This is a genomic window from Natronomonas salina, assembly GCF_013391105.1.
Lineage (GTDB): Archaea > Halobacteriota > Halobacteria > Halobacteriales > Haloarculaceae > Natronomonas > Natronomonas salina.
In genome coordinates, this window is sequence record NZ_CP058335.1 from 48669 (window position 1) to 65899 (window position 17231).

At 69.3% G+C, this 17231-nt stretch carries 20 protein-coding genes and 1 tRNA gene; 14 read left to right on the top strand and 7 right to left on the bottom strand.

What is annotated here, in order from left to right:
- Positions 1-71 precede the first annotated feature (71 nt).
- Positions 72-1259 carry a chorismate synthase gene (aroC, locus tag HWV07_RS00265; protein ID WP_178332369.1) on the top strand — a complete coding sequence of 396 codons (1188 nt, stop codon included), beginning with the start codon at positions 72-74 and terminating at the stop codon, positions 1257-1259.
- Between the two features lie 62 nt (positions 1260-1321).
- On the opposite strand, the gene HWV07_RS00270 is transcribed toward aroC, so the two are convergent.
- A tRNA-Ser gene (locus HWV07_RS00270) sits at positions 1322-1403 on the bottom strand.
- Positions 1404-1597: 194 nt separating this feature from the next.
- Between HWV07_RS00270 and HWV07_RS00275 the strand changes: the two genes are divergently transcribed.
- Positions 1598-2119: a YciE/YciF ferroxidase family protein gene (locus HWV07_RS00275; RefSeq protein WP_178332370.1), complete on the top strand. Its 522-nt coding sequence runs from the start codon at positions 1598-1600 to the stop codon at positions 2117-2119.
- A gap of 39 nt (positions 2120-2158) precedes the next feature.
- Here the strand turns inward: HWV07_RS00275 and HWV07_RS00280 are convergent, their stop codons facing one another.
- A complete protein-coding gene (locus HWV07_RS00280) occupies positions 2159-2875 on the bottom strand; it encodes a hypothetical protein (protein WP_178332371.1) in 717 nt (238 codons plus the stop codon).
- A 101-nt stretch (positions 2876-2976) separates the two neighbouring features.
- On the opposite strand from HWV07_RS00280, the gene HWV07_RS00285 reads away from it, so the two are divergent.
- Complete coding sequence (locus tag HWV07_RS00285) at positions 2977-3195, top strand: hypothetical protein (RefSeq protein ID WP_178332372.1); 219 nt, start codon at positions 2977-2979, stop codon at positions 3193-3195.
- Between the two features lie 94 nt (positions 3196-3289).
- On the opposite strand, the gene HWV07_RS00290 is transcribed toward HWV07_RS00285, so the two are convergent.
- Positions 3290-3937: a lamin tail domain-containing protein gene (locus HWV07_RS00290; protein ID WP_178332373.1), complete on the bottom strand. Its 648-nt coding sequence runs from the start codon at positions 3935-3937 to the stop codon at positions 3290-3292.
- 290 nt (positions 3938-4227) lie between these two features.
- Positions 4228-5214, bottom strand: coding sequence for an FKBP-type peptidyl-prolyl cis-trans isomerase (locus HWV07_RS00295; RefSeq protein ID WP_178332374.1), 987 nt, complete (start codon positions 5212-5214; stop codon positions 4228-4230).
- 104 nt (positions 5215-5318) lie between these two features.
- Between HWV07_RS00295 and cyaB the strand changes: the two genes are divergently transcribed.
- Positions 5319-5855 (top strand): class IV adenylate cyclase, encoded by a 537-nt coding sequence (cyaB, locus tag HWV07_RS00300; protein WP_178332375.1) that lies wholly within the window; start codon positions 5319-5321, stop codon positions 5853-5855.
- A gap of 76 nt (positions 5856-5931) precedes the next feature.
- Positions 5932-7137: a methionine adenosyltransferase gene (locus tag HWV07_RS00305; protein ID WP_178332376.1), complete on the top strand. Its 1206-nt coding sequence runs from the start codon at positions 5932-5934 to the stop codon at positions 7135-7137.
- Here the strand turns inward: HWV07_RS00305 and HWV07_RS00310 are convergent.
- Positions 7134-7649 (bottom strand): DUF2243 domain-containing protein, encoded by a 516-nt coding sequence (locus HWV07_RS00310; protein ID WP_178332377.1) that lies wholly within the window; start codon positions 7647-7649, stop codon positions 7134-7136. The genes HWV07_RS00305 and HWV07_RS00310 overlap by 4 nt on opposite strands.
- A gap of 128 nt (positions 7650-7777) precedes the next feature.
- On the opposite strand from HWV07_RS00310, the gene HWV07_RS00315 reads away from it, so the two are divergent.
- A complete protein-coding gene (locus HWV07_RS00315; protein ID WP_178332378.1) occupies positions 7778-8230 on the top strand; it encodes a DUF5804 family protein in 453 nt (150 codons plus the stop codon).
- Between the two features lie 43 nt (positions 8231-8273).
- Complete coding sequence (locus tag HWV07_RS00320) at positions 8274-9134, top strand: alpha/beta fold hydrolase (protein ID WP_178332379.1); 861 nt, start codon at positions 8274-8276, stop codon at positions 9132-9134.
- A gap of 30 nt (positions 9135-9164) precedes the next feature.
- Here the strand turns inward: HWV07_RS00320 and HWV07_RS00325 are convergent, their stop codons facing one another.
- Entirely contained in the window at positions 9165-10154 is a 990-nt protein-coding gene (locus HWV07_RS00325) for a PLP-dependent cysteine synthase family protein (RefSeq protein WP_178332380.1), read from the bottom strand.
- A 141-nt stretch (positions 10155-10295) separates the two neighbouring features.
- Between HWV07_RS00325 and HWV07_RS00330 the strand changes: the two genes are divergently transcribed.
- The 3 genes from HWV07_RS00330 (at position 10296) to HWV07_RS00340 (ending at position 11965) form a co-directional block, all read left to right on the top strand.
- Positions 10296-10943: an HD domain-containing protein gene (locus HWV07_RS00330; RefSeq protein ID WP_178332381.1), complete on the top strand. Its 648-nt coding sequence runs from the start codon at positions 10296-10298 to the stop codon at positions 10941-10943.
- 68 nt (positions 10944-11011) lie between these two features.
- A complete protein-coding gene (locus tag HWV07_RS00335) occupies positions 11012-11431 on the top strand; it encodes a DUF488 domain-containing protein (protein ID WP_211694195.1) in 420 nt (139 codons plus the stop codon).
- Positions 11432-11524: 93 nt separating this feature from the next.
- Positions 11525-11965, top strand: a complete 441-nt coding sequence (locus tag HWV07_RS00340) for a TlpA family protein disulfide reductase (protein ID WP_178332383.1) — start codon at positions 11525-11527, stop codon at positions 11963-11965.
- A 3-nt stretch (positions 11966-11968) separates the two neighbouring features.
- Here HWV07_RS00340 and HWV07_RS00345 read toward each other — a convergent pair whose 3' ends face one another.
- Entirely contained in the window at positions 11969-14077 is a 2109-nt protein-coding gene (locus HWV07_RS00345) for a thioredoxin domain-containing protein (RefSeq protein WP_178332384.1), read from the bottom strand.
- 126 nt (positions 14078-14203) lie between these two features.
- On the opposite strand from HWV07_RS00345, the gene HWV07_RS00350 reads away from it, so the two are divergent.
- The 4 genes from HWV07_RS00350 (at position 14204) to HWV07_RS00365 (ending at position 17139) form a co-directional block, all read left to right on the top strand.
- Complete coding sequence (locus HWV07_RS00350; protein WP_178332385.1) at positions 14204-14554, top strand: hypothetical protein; 351 nt, start codon at positions 14204-14206, stop codon at positions 14552-14554.
- A gap of 35 nt (positions 14555-14589) precedes the next feature.
- Complete coding sequence (locus HWV07_RS00355; protein WP_178332386.1) at positions 14590-15363, top strand: hypothetical protein; 774 nt, start codon at positions 14590-14592, stop codon at positions 15361-15363.
- 81 nt (positions 15364-15444) lie between these two features.
- On the top strand, positions 15445-16740 hold the full coding sequence (gene purD, locus HWV07_RS00360) for a phosphoribosylamine--glycine ligase (RefSeq protein ID WP_178332387.1): 1296 nt from the start codon (positions 15445-15447) through the stop codon (positions 16738-16740).
- Between the two features lie 21 nt (positions 16741-16761).
- On the top strand, positions 16762-17139 hold the full coding sequence (locus tag HWV07_RS00365; RefSeq protein WP_178332388.1) for a hypothetical protein: 378 nt from the start codon (positions 16762-16764) through the stop codon (positions 17137-17139).
- Positions 17140-17231 lie beyond the last annotated feature (92 nt).

The following is a 17231-nucleotide window of genomic DNA, read 5'->3' on the forward strand; positions in this document are numbered from 1 at the left end:
CGACCGACGCGGAGGGCCCCGGGGTTGCGCGAATGTAAAGGCTAAACCCGCGGCGACCCGAGAGGCCGGTAATGAACGGAAACCGCTTCGGTCGGCTCTTCCAGGTCACCACCTTTGGGGAGAGCCACGGCGAGGCGATGGGCGTCACCGTCTCGGGGTGTCCCGCCGGCGTCGAACTCGACGAGGAGGCCATCCAGTACGAGCTGGACCGCCGGAAACCGGGCCAGTCGCAGATCACCACCTCGCGGGGCGAACCCGACGAGGTGACCATCAACTCCGGGACGCAGGACGGCTACACCACCGGCACGCCGATCGGGATGGTCATCCAGAACAAGGACGCCCGCTCGGGCAAGTACGAGCCCTTCATCACCGCGCCTCGGCCCTCCCACGGCGACTTCACGTACTCGGCGAAGTTCGGCACCCGCAACTGGGGCGGCGGCGGCCGCTCGTCGGCCCGCGAGACGGTCAACTGGGTCGCCGCCGGCGCCGTCGCCAAGCAGGTCCTCGAGCAGTCCGACCACGACGTCCGTATCAAAGCGCACGTCAACCAGATCGGCGACGTCGAGGCGCCCGACGTGACCTTCGAGGAGATGCTCGAGCACAGCGAGGACAACGAGGTCCGCTGCGCCCACCCGGAGACCGCCGCGGAGATGCGCGAGCGCATCGACGAGTACCAGGAGGCCGGCGACTCAATCGGCGGCTCCATCGAGTTCGAGGTCCGCGGCGTCCCGCGCGGCCTCGGCGCACCCCGGTTCGACGCCTTCGAGGCCCGCCTCGGCCAGGCGATGATGGCTGTCCCCGCCACGACGGCCTTCGAGTTCGGCCTCGGGAAGGAGGCCCGCACCCTCACCGGCAAGGAGCGAAACGACGACTGGACGTTCCACGACGGTGACGACGACTCGATCGTCGCCGAGGAAGGCGACCCCGTCCCCGTCGAGAACGACCACGGCGGCCTCCAGGGCGGCATCACGACCGGCCTGCCGATCTACGGTGAGGTGACGCTGCACGCGCCGACGTCCATCCCGAAGGAACAGCAGACCGCCGACTGGGAGTCGGAGGAGATCGTCGACGACGCGAAGGTCATCGGTCGGCACGACCCCGTCCTCCCGCCGCGCGGTGTCCCGGTCGTCGAGGCGATGCTCTACCTCACCGTCCTCGACTTCATGCTGCTGGGCGGTCGAATCAACCCCGAACGCATCGACGACCGCCCCGGCGAGTACGACACCGACTACCACCCCTCGAGTCCGCGCAACGAGTAGGAGAGAATCTGATTCTGCCGTTTGGCGATCCCGTCGCTCGCGGTTCGCTCGCGACAGGAATGCGGTGGGACTGGGATTTGAACCCAGGAGGCTTGCGCCACCTGCTTTCAAGGCAGGCGCAATGGGCCGCTCTGCCATCCCACCAGTCCGAGCCCCCGTAACGGCGCCGAACGGGCGCCTCGGGGTGTACTCGTAACCGAGTGTCGGCCGCAAGTTCAAGGTGTCGCTCTCCGCGCCGTCCGGCGAACCGTCCAGGTGGTTGCCGGATGTCGTCCCGTTCGTTTCACTCGTCCGAACAGTTTTGCACGTTGTCATCCTATCTCCACGTGAGGTCACCCATGAGTTCTACCCAGACCGAAATCCACGAGATCGAGGAACAGCTCGTCTACGAGCTCGAGGCCGTCTACGACATGGAGCTGAAGCTCGTCGACGCCCTCGACGAGATGTCGCGGAACGCATCCAACGACAACATCAGCGAGGGGTTCGCCAAGCACCGCGAGGAGACCGAACGGCACGTCCAGCGCGTCGAGGAGGCCTTCGAGGAGCTCGGCCGGCAGCCGAACCAGCGGACCAACGCCGTCGTCGACGCGCTCATCGAGGAGACCGAGCAGTTCGAGCGGCGGGTCTCCGACGACACCCTCCGTGACCTCCACTACCTCAACGCCGGGATGAAGACCGAGCGCATCGAGATGACCGCCTACGAGGGGCTCATCATGCTCGCGAAGAAGGCCGACGTCGACGACGACGTCGTCGACCCCCTCGAGGAGAACCTCGACGAGGAGGAGAAGACCTTCAAGAAGCTGAAGGGTCTCTCGACGGGCTCGGAGCTGAAGAGCCTCTGGAACAAGCTCACCGGCTGAGCACGGACACCCCGCGACCCTCGATCTTTCTTCGCCGCCTCAGCGCGTCAGCGACAGTTCGCCGCCATCTGCGTGGACGACCAGATCGCTCTCCGCGGCCCACTCGGCGAGGTGCGGCGGCACGATGGCCTCGCTCTTCCGGCGGGCCCGGAGCTGGACGAGGACGTCCGCGAGGTCGGCGCCGGTCTCCAGCAGCGGACCGTTCGCGATGAAGTCGACGCCGAAGCCGGCGTCGATGGCCCGGTCGGTCAGCGTCTCGACGGCCGGCGGCGCGTAGGCGTCCTCGAAGTCGATCGCTTCGGCGAAGGCGGCGTAGTACACCCGGCCGCCCTGGGCGGGGCCCAGCACGACCTCGCTGCTGCGGAGCTTCATCGCGGCCTCGTCGATCTGTGTGCGGGCGAGGAACGCCGCCTCGGGGCTGACGGCGGCGACCGAGCCCGTGTCCTCGGTCTCCAGCAGGTGGGTCACGGTGTTGCCGACGCGGCCGGCGTACGTCTCGCCGACCTGCACCTCGAACCGGGCGTCCCCGGGGTCGACGGCCTCGGCGACGACCTCCCGGACAGCGTCCTCAGCGTCCTCGTCGCGGTAGTTCACCAGCAGGTCCCCGCCGCTCCGGGCGACCGAGAGGGCGGTGTCCTTCAGCAGCGCGGCGTAGAGCGACTCGGTCTCCGACGCCGAGAGCGGCGAGGTCTCCGCGAGTCCCTGGAGGACGCGCTCGGACCCCGGCGCGTCGCAGAGCACGGCGACTGTGGTCATACAGGGAGTCTCCGGGCCGGGCGTATATATCCCCGCAGGTTCGTGTCGCGGGCCGCCGGAAGTACTCAGATTTTATTGCCCCCGGCGTCGTGAGGTCGCGTATGGAGTGGACGAGACCTCTCTCGCTGGTACTGGTCGCCCTCGTCGCCGTCCTCGCGCTCGGCGCCGCGGTCGAGATCGGACGGACGACGCTCGCGAGCGCCGACTACGCGGTCGTCTCAGGCGCGGCCCTGGCGTTCGTCGTCCTGGTCGTCGCCGGCGTTACCGCGTTCGGCGCCAAGAACCGCCAGTGGCTGCAGAACCCCGACTCGTACTGGTAGCGACCCGATTCTGCGGTCCGATCGCTGTAGTGGATAGCTGATAGAAATATATGCTTTTGGACGGTGGATCTCGCCAGGAGTACCGGCGTGAAACCTAACAGCCCTCCTCGTCCTTCTTCTCCTTCTCCTTGTCCGTCGGCGTCTCGGTTTCGGTCGGCGTCTCGGTCTCCGAGTCGTCCGGCGTGTCTGTTGGCGTCTCCGGGTCGTCCGGCGTGTCTGTCGGTGTCTCCGAATCGTCCGGAGTGTCAGTCTCGGTTTCGGTCTCCGTCTCGGTCGGCGTTTCCGTCTCGGTCGGTGTGCCCGACTCGTGGCGGTCCTCGTCGCTCCGGGCGATGACCGACTCCTGATCCTCGGTTTCGACGGTGTAGGTGTCGGATTCGTCGTTGTTCATCACTGCCGCGCCGCGCTCGAAGTCGACGTCGGCATCCTCGACGTTCTCGGCCCCCGTGGCGACCGTGATGGACCCGTTCGCGGGGATGCTAGTTGCGCCGTACTCGGAGTCGAACTGGTTGGTCTGGTCTTCCTGTTGCCCGTATTCCCAGTTCATCCAGAGACCGTCGATGTCGACTTCGCTGCTCCCCTCGTTGTGGAGTACTACGTACTCCCCCTCGTGGTTTATCTCGCCGAAGGTGATTTCGGGAAGATCGCTTCCCTCCTGTTGACCGCTGACACTTGCTGCAGCCCCAATACCTGTTATCGTTACTCCTGCCCCGAGGATGTACTGTCGTCGTGTCGTGACCATACAGAACGTCCGTCGAGCGGGTTGGATTTAGTAGTGTAGATTCTTGGGATAAACACTACCAAATTGAAATATACGTGGTTAATTGCAGGCTCTTCTGTCTCCGGAAACTCTTCGAGAAAAAGGCTCGACGAATCTCTCCGTGGGCCATCGTGATTCCGCAGATGATGGAAGTCGACGGACGAACTGAAGCCGTCGGCCCCCTGGGTGAAGTGAGGACAGCGTCGGAGCACTCACCCCTGGGCATCCGCCCGAACCGGCCCCGCCACCGGGATTCGGAAACGTTCGTTCCGTTACTCCAGTTCCTCGGCGATCTCGTCGGCGTCGATGTCGGCCTCCTCGAGGGCCTCCTCGATGTCGACGTCGCCCTCGCCGCCGGCGCCGCCCATGCCGCCCATCATGCCGCCCATGCCCATCCCCATGCCCTGGCCGTCCAGGACCTCCTGGATGAGGATGCGGTCGATGTTGGTCTGGTCGATGACCTGCTGGGCGATCTGCTGCTTCTGCATCATCCACTGCTGGTTCATCGACAGCTGCGGGTTGGACTCGACGTAGAGGGTGCGCTTCTCGACGGTCTCGGTGATCGTCTCGGGTTCGGCGTCCTCCTCGTCCTCGTCGGGCTCCTCGACGCGGGTCTCCTCGACCTCGTCGTCCTCGACCCACATCTCGAGGTCGAGGTCCAGGAACATCCCGAGCAGCCCCTCGGCCTGCTCGACGTCGTCCTCGACGACCTCGAGGATCTCGTAGTCGTACTGGATGTCGTCGCCGGCCAGCGGGTGGTTGAAGTCCACGCGGGCGCGGCCGCCGATGATTGTCTCGAGGACGCCCTGCTCGCCGTCGATCTGGACGCGGGCGCCGGGGTAGCGGTCGTCCTCGTCGATCTTGTCGGCGGAGACGGTGCGGACCTGCTCCTCGTCGTACTCGCCGAAGGCCTCCTCGGAGGTGACGGTGACGCTGCCCTCGTCGCCGACCTCCTTGCCGCGGATGTCGTCCTCGACCTCGGGGAAGAGGTGGCCCTCGCCGAGCACGATGACGCGGGGCTCGAAGGTGCCCTGGTCGGCGACGCCCTCCTCCTCGGCGACCTCCTCGTCGGTCGTGTCGACGAGCTGGTCGTCCTCGGCGGTGCGGGCGGTGTAGGCCAGCCGGATGAAGTCCCCGTCCTGCAGCCCCTCGGCGCTCTCCTCGGCGTCCTGCTCCTCGGTCTCGGCGTCGGTCACTTCGTCGTCGGCCGCGTCCGACGCGGCGTCGGTCTCCTCGACCTCATCGGGTTCGTCACTCATACCTCGAACGTCAGCCGTCGCTCCCTTAACAATCACGTTTCGGCGCCGTGGCGAGTCAGCGCCGAGCCGCGGCGTTTTTCCGCCGTCGGGGCGACCGCCCGTCCATGTACGAGGTGGAGGTGAAGGTCCGCGCCGACCACGACGCGGTCCGGGACCGATTGCCGGACCTCGACGCCGAGTCGCTGGGCACCGTCGAGCAGGCGGACACCTACTACGGCCACCCGGTGCGCGACTTCGCCGAGACCGACGAGGCGCTCCGGGTCCGCCGGGAGACCCGCGACGGAGAGTCCGACGCGGAGGCGCGGGTCACCTACAAGGGTCCGCTCGTCGAGGAGGCGTCGAAGACGCGCGAGGAGTTCGAGACCGGCGTCGGCGACGGCGACACGATGGCCGCGATTCTCGAGGAACTCGACTTCGAGGCCGTCGAGACCGTCGAGAAGACCCGCGAGCGGTTCCGGGTCGGCGAGTACACCGTGACGCTCGATACGATCGACGGCCTGGGAGAGTTCGTCGAGGTGGAGACCGAGTCCGAGACCGTTGAGCCGGCGCGGGAAGGCGCCCAGGCGGTCCTCCGAGACCTTGGCCTGGACCCCGACGAGCAGATCCGGACGTCGTACCTCGGGCTGCTGCTGGACGGATAGATATGCCTGTGGGTAATCAGAACTCGGACTGAGGTTTCCGTAAGTTATAGAACCGCAGGCGGGGTAGGTGGGCGTAATGAGCGAGCGAAACATCCGCGTCGAGCCGGTGGACGGCCGCGCGGTCGAGGACCAGGAAGTCGAGATCGTCGAGCGGAAGGGGCTAGGCCACCCCGACTCCATCTGCGACGGCATCGCCGAGCACGTCTCGCAGGCCCTCGCCAGCGAGTACATCGACCGCGTCGGCAAGGTCCTCCACTACAACACCGACGAGACGCAACTGGTCGCCGGCACCTCCGCGCCCGCCTTCGGCGGCGGCGAGGTCGTCGACCCCATCTACCTCCTGATCGTCGGCCGGGCGACCAAGGAGTACCAGGGGACGAAGATCCCCGCCGAGACCATCGCGCTCCGGGCCGCCCGCGAGTACTTCGAGGAGCACTTCCCGCTCATCGAGTTCGGCACCGACGTCGTCGTCGACGTCAAGCTCGGCGAGGGCTCCGGCGACCTCCAGGAGGTCTTCGGCGAGGAGGGCCGGCAAGTCCCGATGGCCAACGACACCTCCTACGGCGTCGGCCACGCCCCGCTCAGCGAGACCGAGCGGATCGTCCTCCAGACCGAACGGCGGCTCAACGGCGACTACAGCGACGAGAACCCCGTCGTCGGCCAGGACGTGAAGGTCATGGGCAAGCGCGAGGGCGACGCCATCGACGTCACCGTCGCGGTCGCGATGGTCGACCGGTACGTCGACGACGTCGACGACTACGACGACGCCGTCCGCGGCGTCCGCGAGTTCGTCACCGACCTCGCCGGCGACGTCACCGACCGCGAGGTGAACGTCCACGTCAACACCGCCGACGACTACGAGGAGGGGTCCATCTACCTCACGACCACCGGCACCTCCGCCGAGCAGGGCGACGACGGCTCGGTCGGCCGGGGCAACCGCGCCAACGGCCTCATCACGCCCAACCGCTCGATGTCGATGGAGGCCACGTCGGGGAAGAACCCCGTCAACCACATCGGGAAGATCTACAACCTCCTGTCGACGGAGATCGCCAAGAGCGTCGTCGAGGAGGTCGACGGCATCCGCGAGATCCGCATCCGGCTGCTCAGCCAGATCGGCCAGCCCATCGACAACCCCCACGTCGCCGACGCCAGCCTCGTCACCGAGGAGGGCGTCGAGGTCGGCGACATCGAGGCGGAGGTCTCCGAGATCATCGACCGGGACCTCGCCGACGTCACGTCGATCACCGAGCAGGTCATCGACGGCGAGCTGACCACCTTCTAACCGCGCGACGGAGCTGCGACCGCCTCGTCGCGTCGGACGATTCCGTATCCGCCGACGAGGAAGAGCAGACCCCAGACCAGAAACGCGACGTCCCAGATGAGGACGCTCCCGGGGCCGGCGGGCCAGACGTGGTGGATGCCGAGGAGCTGGTGGTTCACGAGTCCCTCGACCAGGTTGAACAGCCCCCAGCCCGCGACGATAGCTCCGAGGAGGGTCCGCCCCGACGCGGGGACGTCGGAGCGCCGCCGCGCCCGCCACAGCAGCCCGATCCCGATCACCGTGAAGACGTAGGTGGCGGCGTGGAAGAGCCCGTCCGCGAGGACGTTCAGCCGGAGGTCCTCCGCGACGGTCGGGTCTGGATGCGAGGAGAGCATGTGGTGGAACTGCAGGATCTGGTGGAGGACGATCCCGTCGAAGAAGCCGCCCAGGCCGAGTCCCAGGAGGACGCCCGCCTGCACGAGCGGCTTCGCCCGACGCTGGAGTCCGAGCCACGTCTCCGTCGTGTCGCTCACGCGCCGAGTACGGGCCGGTTCGGGGAATGCGTGAGGCTTGCAAGCGTCGGCTCCTTCCGGGCGCGGACCATCGGAGGAGGACTCTGGGGAACGGAATCGCTTTTTGCCGGGCCCCCGCATCACCGACCATGACCCGGGTCTGTCTCGTCGGCAAGGAGGACGTCGAGTTGCGCTACGAGCTGGTCAGCCGCGAGACGTCCCGCGAGGCGCTGGCGACCTACGAGCTCCGCGAGCCCTACCAGAACACGGTCGCCCTGGAGACCGTCTCGCTCGGCGCCGCCGTCGCGCTGATGAACGACCTGAACTGGTACCTCGTCCGGTTCGTCGACGAGGCGCTCGTCCTCGAGCCCTCCATCGACGACGAGGAGTGGCTCTCGCGGACGCTCGCGAAGGCGATCCGCGACAACGAGGTCGCGCCGGCGGAGACCGACCGGTTCCTGAAGGTCTTCGGCGTCGCCGACGGCGAGCTGCTCGAGCCGATGTTCGTCACCCGGACCGGCCGGGACCTCCCGGAGTACGACCTCCACGACGTCGACGAGACGCTGGTCGTCCGCGTCACCGAATCGGAGTTCGGCGCCTGACCGCCGGCCCACGCTATTTACCCGTCGAGGACGAACAGTACGTATGAGCGAACTTGCCGGCGAAGTGCGTGACGTCGACGTCGACGGGTTGAACGTTCGCTGCCACGTGGACGGCCCCGAGGAGGCCCCGCCCATCGTGCTGGTTCACGGCGCAGGGCCGGACGCTGCCGGGATGTCCTGGAAGAAGGTCTACCCGGCCCTGGCCGACTCCTACCGCGTCTACGCGATGGACCTGCCGGGGTACGGAGAGAGCGACCGTGTCCCGCAGCACGTCACCCCCACCATCGACTTCTACGTCGGGATGCTCGACGGCCTGCTCGAGGAACTGGGCGTCGTCGACGCGACGCTGGCAGGCATCTCGAAGGGCGGCGGCATCTCGCTGGGCTACGCCCTCGAACACCCGGAGCGGATCTCACAACTCGTCCTCGTCGACAGCTACGGCCTCGGCGACCAGGTGCCGGGCGGCCGGAAGACCGGCGTGATGGTCAAGATCCCGAAGCTGATGGAGGGGTCGTGGTGGGCGATGAAGAAGAGCCGCAAACTGCTGAAGGCGAACCTCGCGAACATCCTCCACCCGGACAACCTCACCGACGAGATCGTCGAGGACGCCCACCGGCAGATCCGCCGTCCGCACTCCGGGGACGCGTACATCCGGTTCGGGCGCGCGGAGATGCACGTCTCGGGGCCCCGGACGAACTACTTCGACCGGATCGGCGACCTCCAGGTCCCGACGCTGTTCGTCCACGGCGAGGACGACCCACTCATCCCGGCGAAGCTCTCGAAGCGGGCCGCCGACCGGGCGCCCGTCGCGGACCTGTTCACCCTCGACAAGTGCGGCCACTGGACGACCCGCGAGCACCCGGACGTGTTCGTCTCGCGGCTCGAGGCGTGGCTGGACAAGTAACAGCGCCAGTCGCGAAGCGACGGGCTCGCCCTAGTCGAACATCCCGGTCGACATGTAGCGTTCGCCGGAGTCCCAGAAGACGGTGACGACGAGCGGCGCGTCCTCCGGGATGGACTCGTGGGCGACGGGGTCGTCCGAGAGGATGCCCACGTCGTTGCTCGGGCCGGGGACAGCGTCGGGGTCGACGCCGCGCTCCTCGGCGAGGCGCTCGGCGACCCGCTTGGCGGCGAGCAGCGAGGCGCCGGAGGACTGCCCGACGAGGATGCCCTCCTCGCTGGCGAGGCGGCGGCACTCCGCCTCGGCGTCGTCGATGTCGACGATCTCGACGTCGTCGAGCATCTCGCGGTCGAGGTTCGGCGAGACGAAGCCGGGACCCATCCCCTGGAAGTCGTCGTCGCCGGGCGATTCGCCGGAGAGGACGGCGTTGCCCGCCGGCTCGACGCCGACGACGGTCATCTCGGGGAACGCCTCCTTCAGCCGCCGCCCCGTGCCGGTGATGGTCCCGCCGGTGCCGATGCCGGCGACCAGCGCGTCGACGGTGCGGTCGCCGACCTGCTCGAGGATCTCCTTGCCCGTCGTCCGGTAGTGGGACTCGGGATTCGAGGGGTTGTCGAACTGCCGTATCTGGACCATCCCCTCCTGTTCCTCGAGTTCGTCGGCTCGGTCCTTCGCCGCCGAGATCGTCCCCTCCACCAGCTCGAGGTCGGCGCCGTAGGCTTTCATGATCTGCCGGCGCTCCGGGGACTTCGAGCCGGGCATCACGACCGTGACGTCGTAGCCCTTCGCGGCGGCGACCATCGAGAGGCCGATACCGGTGTTCCCGGAGGTGGGCTCGACGATGCGGTCGCCCGGCTGGAGTTCGCCGGCCGCCTCCGCGGCCTCGATCATCGCCAGCGCCGGGCGGTCCTTCGCCGAGCCGCCGGGGTTCTTCGATTCGACCTTCGCCGCGATCACGGCGCCGGGCGGGGATTCGACCTGCACCAGCGGCGAACCGACGGTTCCGAGGATTCCCCGTTGCATTTGCTCGCCGGTTCGGCTGGCGGGTATAAAACCCCCGTGAAGGCGGGAGCGGATGCCGCCGTCGGTGACCGGGCGGTCCGGGACGACCTCTCGAAGAGACGCTCCGCAGGAGTCAAGACTACCGCCGCCGGACGGACGGCCATGTCGCACCCGCCGGCGGACGTCGACCCGCTCTTCGAGGCCGTCGCCGCGGAGATGGCCGCGTGGCTCGGCGACGACGCGACGGGCCACGACCTCGCGCACGGCTGGCGGGTCTTCCACACCGCGATGGAGCTGGCCGATTCGTACCCGGAGGCCGACCGCGAGGTGCTCGGGGCCGCCGCGCTCGTCCACGACGTCCACCGCGCGATGGGTGCCGGAAGGGACGCGTACGTCCACCCGGAGGACTCCCTCGAAGAGGTCGCGGCGGTGCTCGACGACGCGGGGTTCCCCGACGCGAAGCGCGACGCGGTACTGCACTGCGTCGCGCTCCACGAGGAGTACGAGTACCGGGGCGACCGCCGTGACGGCGACCGCATCGAGGTCGACCTGCTTCGGGACGCCGACAACCTCGACGCGATGGGCGCCGTCGGCGTCGCGCGCTGCTTCGCGTACTCCGGCGCCCACGACCGCCCGATGTGGACGCCCGACTCGGACGACCCCTCCGCCGTCGACCACTTCCACGAGAAGCTGCTGCACCTCCGCGAGGAGATGCACACCGACGCCGCCCGCGAGGTGGCCGAGTCGCGCCACGACTTCCTCGTGGCGTTCCTCGAGCGGTTCGAGGCGGAGTGGTACGGGCGGGCCTGAGGAGTCGGACGGCCCGCCGCAGGCGTCCGGCGGATAGACTTTTGCTCGCCGGGCCGTTACCCACCCCCGTGACCGGAACCGTCGGGGAGACCTACGTCGCCGCCATCCAGCACGACCTCGTGGACCTCGAGGGAGCCACGGCCGTCGGGGTCGTCCGGCGCCCGACCGGCTGGTTCCACGGCGTCGTCGACGAGAACGTCCCGGAGCTGGGGCCGCCCCAGGAGCTTTTGGACGAGGTCAAGGAGCGCCAGGAGGACCTCGCGATGGCCGGCATGTGCGACAGCGGCGCCCACAACGCCGCCTGGGAGGAGACCGACTTCGAGGCGCGCTACCGGGAGCACGTCGACTCCGACCCCGAGGCGCAGGCGGCCCTGGCAGAGCTCCGCGACCGGGTCCGCGACGGCGAGGACGTCGCGCTCGTCTGCTTCGAGGGCGACGACAAGCGGTGTCACCGCCACACCCTGCTCGAGTACATCGACGTCGGGTGACCCGGCAGGCGATGGGCGACGCGGTCGAGAGCAAACTGGACGGGACCCGTCCCCGAGCGGCGTCCTTATGAACCGCGCGCCGAATCGGTAGGTATGGAACTGGAGACGATGCGCCCCAACCCCGTCTTCGACGAGAACGTCTACGACGACGAGATAGAGGTCTTCGAAGCACTCGCCGGCGACGTCGTCGTGAAGGTCTGGGGCGGCGACTGGTGCAAGGACTGCCGCTCGCAGCTACCCGACTTCGGCGCCGCGCTGGACGCCGCCGGCGTCGAGAACGTCGAGCACTATCCCGTCGAGAAGGAAGACGACGGCTCGAAGGTCGGCCCGCAGGTCGAGGAGTACGGTATCGAACTCATCCCGACCGTCGTCGTGGAGCGCGCACCGCGAAGCGGCGCGGACGGGGCGAGCGGGGAGCGTAGCGACCCGCTCGCCGACGCCGAGACGGGCGAGGAACTCGCCCGCTTCGTCGAGGAGGAGGACCGCCCCATCGCGGTCTACCTCGCCGAGCGGCTCGAGCAGTACGCGGACTGATTCTCAGCGGCCCGAGTCGGCCCACGCGAGGGCCTCGCGCATGTCGTGTTTCGGCGGCGAGCAGGTGAACGACCGGCAGGCGTACACCGTCGGCTCGCCGTCGAGGGCCTCACGGTCGGCCCAGATCGGCGGGACGCCGTCGAGGCCGAGTTCGTCGGCCCACACCTCGACGCCGGCCTCGTCCGGCGGGCGGACGGTGAGGAACCGCGACGGCACGTAGGTCTCCGCGAGGGCGTCCCGCCACTCGTCGGGCAGCCCGTCGGCGGCGACGGTCAGCTCCAGGGCGCCGACGGCGAGGTCGTCCGCGGCCAGGGCGAGTGCGGCGTGGGACAGCGGGTCGGACTCCAGCTTCGAGGCGTGCGTCTCGACGACGGTCTCGGCGACGTCGCCGAAGCCCTCCTCGGGCGCGACGTGCTCCAGGGCGCCGAGCAGCTGGACGGCGACGCCCGTGCTGGAGGGCGTCGAGGCGTCAGTCACCTCCTGGGGTCGCGCGACAAGCGACTCCCCGCCCGTCGGCGTGAAGTACAGCGTCGCCTCGTCCTCGTCGTAGAAGGCCTCGCGAATCACGCGGCCGAGTTCGACCGCGAAGACGAGGTGCTCGACGTCGCCGGTCGCCTGGTAGGTGTCCAGGGCGCCGCGGCCCAGGAAGGCGTAGTCCTCGAGGTACCCCGGGATGCCGACCTCCCGGTCCTTGAACCGACGGTTCAGGCGTCGCTCGTCCTCGTCCCAGAGGTACTCCCGCGCGAAGTCGATGGCTTCGGCCGCGACGTCGCCGTACTCAGGGTCGAGCGTGATGGCACCCTCGGCGAACGCCGAGGCCATCAGACCGTTCCAGCCGGCGAGGACCTTCTCGTCGCGCGGCGGCCGGGGACGCTCCTCGCGGGCCTCGAAGACCTGCTGGCGGGCGCGTTCGACCCGGTCGGCCACCGTCTCCGCGTCGAGGTCGTACTCGTCGGCGAGGGCCTCGACCGACGCGGACTCGGTGAGGACGGTCTGCCCGTCCTCGAAGTTCCCGGCCTCGGTGACGCCGTAGCGGTCGCAGAAGAGGTCGGCGTCGGTGCCGTCGTCGACCGCATCGTGGACTGCTCCGGGCGTCCAGACGTAGAAGGCGCCCTCCTCCCGCTCGCCGGCCTCGTCCTCACTCTGGGCATCCAGCGTCGAGTAGAAGCCGCCGTCCGGGTGGGTGAGCTCCCGCTCGACGAACGCGAAGGTCTCCCGCGACACCTCGGCGTACCGTTCGTCGCCGGTCAGCTGGTAGCCGGCGAGGAACGCCCGGGGGAGCTCCGCGTTGTCGTACAGCATCTTCTCGAAGTGCGGGACCGTCCAGTCGCGGTCGACGCAGTAGCGGTGGAAGCCGCCGCCGACGTGGTCGTAGAGCCCGCCGGCGGCCATCGCGTCGAGCGTCTCGACGGCGACCTCGCGGTACTCCTCGCGGCCGGTGCGGTCGTAGGCCCGCAGGAGCAGGTGGAGCCGGCCGGGTTGGGGGAACTTCTGGCCGCGGCCCCAGCCGCCGTGCTCGCGGTCGGCGCCCCGGACCGCCGCGCTCGCGGCGGCGTCGACGAACTCGGCGTCGGGGGCGTCGCCGGGGGCGTCGGGGGTGTCCTCGAGTTCGCCGGCGACGGCGTCGGTCCACTGGTCGGCGCGGTGCTCCATCTCCTCGCGGTCCTGCGGGCGCTGCCAGGACTCGGCGATGTCCTCGAGCAGGTCGCCGAAGGCGGGCATCCCGCGCTTCGACTCCGGCGGGAAGTACGTCCCGACGTGGAAGGGCCGGCCGTCGGGGGTCAGCCACACCGACAGCGGCCAGCCGCCCTGGCCGCGGACGAGCTGGCAGACGGTCATGTAGACGCTGTCGACGTCCGGTCGCTCCTCGCGGTCGACCTTGATCGGGACGAAGTGCTCGTTGAGCACCTCCGCGACCTCCGGGTCGGAGAAGCTCTCCTCCTCCATCACGTGACACCAGTGGCAGGCCGAGTAGCCGATCGAGAGGAAGATCGGGACGTCCCGTTCGCGGGCGAGTTCGCGGGCCTCCTCGTCCCAGGGCTGCCAGGCGACCGGGTTGTCGGCGTGCTGGCGGAGGTACGGCGACGACGCCTCGTCGAGGCGGTTGTCCATGCGCTAGCTCGGGTCGCCACGTTACTAAACGTCAGGACTCGGGCCCGGTCGAGCGGCCGCCGATAGCCGCCGTTCGGGCGTCGAAACGCTGTGTACCTTATTACCCGGTAGTCACCTAGCCGAGGCGTGAGCGTCCCCGTGGAGTTCGACCCGACCGAGACCTGGCTGCTCGAGGACCGCCTGGAGGACCTCCTCGAGGCCGTCCGGTACGAGACCGACCACGTCGCCATCACCCGTTCGGGCGACGAGGCGCTGCTGGAGAGCACGCAGGCGTCAGGCACGTACGCCCACATCGCGGTGCTGCACCACCGCGAGGCGGTCGGCGAGGCGTCGACGACGGCCGGCGATACCGAGGGCGACGGGCTCGTCCGGGCGAGCTACCAGCACGAGGACTCCCCGCGGACCGACAGCGTCCAGCGGGCGCTGGAACCGTTCCGCCGAGCGACCCTCGACCACGCCTCCGGTCGGCGTCGATAGCGGCTTATTTCAACGACCCGCCTGAGGGTCCGTACATGAGACTCTCGCGCAGAGACGCCCTCCGGGTCGGCGGCGGTCTGCTGGCGACCGCCGGGGCCGCGGGCTGCGTCGAACGGCGGATCACGAGCCGGGAGACGCGGGTCCAGGACAGTTCGTCGTGGGCGCTGTCGCCCGCTGTCGACGCGTCGCTCGGCGAATCGGCCTTCCAGGAGTACGTCGACGAGATGGCCGACACGTACGACGACAGCGGGGTCTGGGGGCTGGACGCCGAGCCCGCCGACTCGTTCGAGGGGGCGTACGTCCAGCGACTCGGCATCCCGGAGGACGAGCCCGGGGAGTCGTCGCTCGACCCGGACTCCCTCGACCTCGAGTCACCGCTGCTGGTCGCAGACGCCGCCGTCGCCGTCTACGAGGTCGACGACGGCGTGTACCGCTACTGGCTGTGGGCCGCGGCCGACGGCACCGATGACCGGCTCGTCCGGAACGTCGACGTCTCCGTCCTCTCGGCGCGGGTCGTCTTCCGGAACGGCACGCTCTCGGGCGCGGCGGACGTCGAACGCGACGGCGACGAGGCGACCGTCTCCCTCGGCGGCGCTCCCGAGGGGAGCTTCCCGCTCAAGGAGACGACGGGGAGCGTCGAATCGACGAGCCAACAGGAGCAGGAAGACGACCCCAGTTACGGCGTCGACTGGAGCGGCGGCGTCGAGGGCGCCCAGTCCGTCAACGGGGTCTGCGAGGAGGAGCGCGACGGCGCCCACGACTTCTTCTGGCGCATCGCGGCCGGCTACACCTACACCGAGCAGAGCTGAGGTCTTCGGTATCCACGGATCTGCACACTCCACGCTGCAGGAACAGCAAGGCTTACACTTCCGTGCGTCCCGGTTCCGCCCATGACAGAGACGGTCCTCCTCGTCGGCGGCGGCGGTCGCGAACACGCCATCGCCCGCGCGGTCGCCGGCGCGGCCGACGCGGAACTGTACGCCTGCGCGTCGAACCGCAACCCCGGCATCGCGTCGCTGGCCGAGGGGTTCGAGCAGGTCGAGGAGACCGACGCCGGCGCGGTCGTCGACTACGCCGAGTCGGTCGGCGCGACGCTGGCCGCCATCGGCCCGGAGTCGGCGCTGAACGCCGGCGTCGCCGACGCGCTCGACGACGCGGGAGTGTACGCCTTCGGCCCCCGCGAGGCCGAGGCCCGCATCGAGACCGACAAGGCGTTCCAGCGGGAGTTCATGGCCGAGCACGACGTCCCCGGCTGCCCGGACTTCGAGGTCTTCGAGGACGCCGAGGCCGCCGCCGACTACATCCGCGAGTACGACGGCGACCTCGCCATCAAGCCGCGCGGGCTCACCGGCGGCAAGGGCGTCCGCGTCATCGGCGACCAGATCACCGCCGAGGAGGGCGTCGACTACGTCCTCGAGAGCGACTACGACGCGTTCGTCCTCGAGGAGCGCCTCGTCGGCGAGGAGTTCACCGTCCAGGCGTTCGTCGCGAACGGCGAGTACCGCGTCTCGCCGGCGGTCCAGGACCACAAGCGCGCCTACGAGGGCGACGAGGGACCCAACACCGGCGGCATGGGCTCCTACAGCGACGCCGCGTTCGCGCTGCCGTTCATGACCGAGGACGACTACGCCGCCGCCGTCGAGGTCATCGACGCCGTCGTCGAGGCGATGCCCGACTACAAGGGCATCCTCTACGGCCAGTTCATGCTCACCGCCGAGGGCCCGAAGGTCGTGGAGTTCAACGCCCGCTTCGGCGACCCCGAGGCGATGAACACCCTGCCCGTCATGGAGACCGACTTCGTCGAACTGCTCGTGGCCGCCCGCGAGGGCGACGAGCTGCCCGAACTGGAGTTTGCCGGCCAGGCGACCGTCTGCAAGTACGCCGTCCCCGAGGGCTACCCGACCGACCCCGAGGCGGGCGCGAAGGTGCAGATCGACGAGGAGAGCGCCGGCGACGCGCTCCTCTTCTACGCCAGCGTCGACGCCCGCGATGACGGCGTCTACACGACGACGTCCCGGTCGTTCGCCGTCGTCGGACTGGCCGACACCGTCTCCGAGGCCGAGGCGATCGCCGAGGACGCCCTGCAGCGTGCCGGCGAGGAGGGCCTCCGCGTCCGCCACGACATCGGCACGTCCGACCTCGTCCAGCGGCGGATCGACCACATGCGAGAGATCCGCGGGAACTGAAGCGACCGAGGCCGCCACACCGTGGACCCGCGTCACCGCGATGGTCTGCTCGCGCTTGCCGGTCTGGGCGTCCTCCTCGCCGGGTCGCTGGCGACCGTCGGTGCCGGACCGCTCCTCGACCCCGCGGCCGCCGCGGTCGGCGTGGCCGGCGCCGGCCTCCTCGAGGTGGCCTTCCTGCGGTATCCGGGTGTACTGCTCGCCGCGTGGGAACGCCGCTACGTCCCCCTCGTCGGCCTCCTCGTGGTCCTCGGACTGGGCTCCCTCGCGGTCCTGTTCGCGCCGGTGCTGGTGGGCGCGCTCGCCTGGGGACTCGTCACGTACCTCGCGTTGCTGGCCTGCGTGCTGGCGGGCCTCGGCAACCCCCTCTCTGCTGTCTCGAGGCGGAGTGATGGTGAGTGAGACCGACCGTCCACGTCCCGACCGGCCGGAAGCACGCTGCACCCGGTCGGCGCGGCCGTCGCTCCCCGCCTATACGAGGCAGTGGGGATATG

Bases quoted from the DNA above. Each gene is read 5' to 3' on its own strand.
- HWV07_RS00275 (WP_178332370.1), top strand. From the start codon at position 1,598: ATGAGTTCTACCCAGACCGAAATCCACGAGATCGAGGAACAGCTCGTC.
- HWV07_RS00315 (WP_178332378.1), top strand. From the start codon at position 7,778: ATGACCCGGGTCTGTCTCGTCGGCAAGGAGGACGTCGAGTTGCGCTAC.
- HWV07_RS00340 (WP_178332383.1), top strand. From the start codon at position 11,525: ATGGAACTGGAGACGATGCGCCCCAACCCCGTCTTCGACGAGAACGTC.
- HWV07_RS00295 (WP_178332374.1), bottom strand. From the start codon at position 5,214: ATGAGTGACGAACCCGATGAGGTCGAGGAGACCGACGCCGCGTCGGAC.
- HWV07_RS00330 (WP_178332381.1), top strand. From the start codon at position 10,296: ATGTCGCACCCGCCGGCGGACGTCGACCCGCTCTTCGAGGCCGTCGCC.
- aroC (WP_178332369.1), top strand. From the start codon at position 72: ATGAACGGAAACCGCTTCGGTCGGCTCTTCCAGGTCACCACCTTTGGG.
- HWV07_RS00355 (WP_178332386.1), top strand. From the start codon at position 14,590: ATGAGACTCTCGCGCAGAGACGCCCTCCGGGTCGGCGGCGGTCTGCTG.
- cyaB (WP_178332375.1), top strand. From the start codon at position 5,319: ATGTACGAGGTGGAGGTGAAGGTCCGCGCCGACCACGACGCGGTCCGG.
- purD (WP_178332387.1), top strand. From the start codon at position 15,445: ATGACAGAGACGGTCCTCCTCGTCGGCGGCGGCGGTCGCGAACACGCC.
- HWV07_RS00285 (WP_178332372.1), top strand. From the start codon at position 2,977: ATGGAGTGGACGAGACCTCTCTCGCTGGTACTGGTCGCCCTCGTCGCC.
- HWV07_RS00345 (WP_178332384.1), bottom strand. From the start codon at position 14,077: ATGGACAACCGCCTCGACGAGGCGTCGTCGCCGTACCTCCGCCAGCAC.
- HWV07_RS00305 (WP_178332376.1), top strand. From the start codon at position 5,932: ATGAGCGAGCGAAACATCCGCGTCGAGCCGGTGGACGGCCGCGCGGTC.
- HWV07_RS00320 (WP_178332379.1), top strand. From the start codon at position 8,274: ATGAGCGAACTTGCCGGCGAAGTGCGTGACGTCGACGTCGACGGGTTG.
- HWV07_RS00325 (WP_178332380.1), bottom strand. From the start codon at position 10,154: ATGCAACGGGGAATCCTCGGAACCGTCGGTTCGCCGCTGGTGCAGGTC.
- HWV07_RS00290 (WP_178332373.1), bottom strand. From the start codon at position 3,937: ATGGTCACGACACGACGACAGTACATCCTCGGGGCAGGAGTAACGATA.
- HWV07_RS00280 (WP_178332371.1), bottom strand. From the start codon at position 2,875: ATGACCACAGTCGCCGTGCTCTGCGACGCGCCGGGGTCCGAGCGCGTC.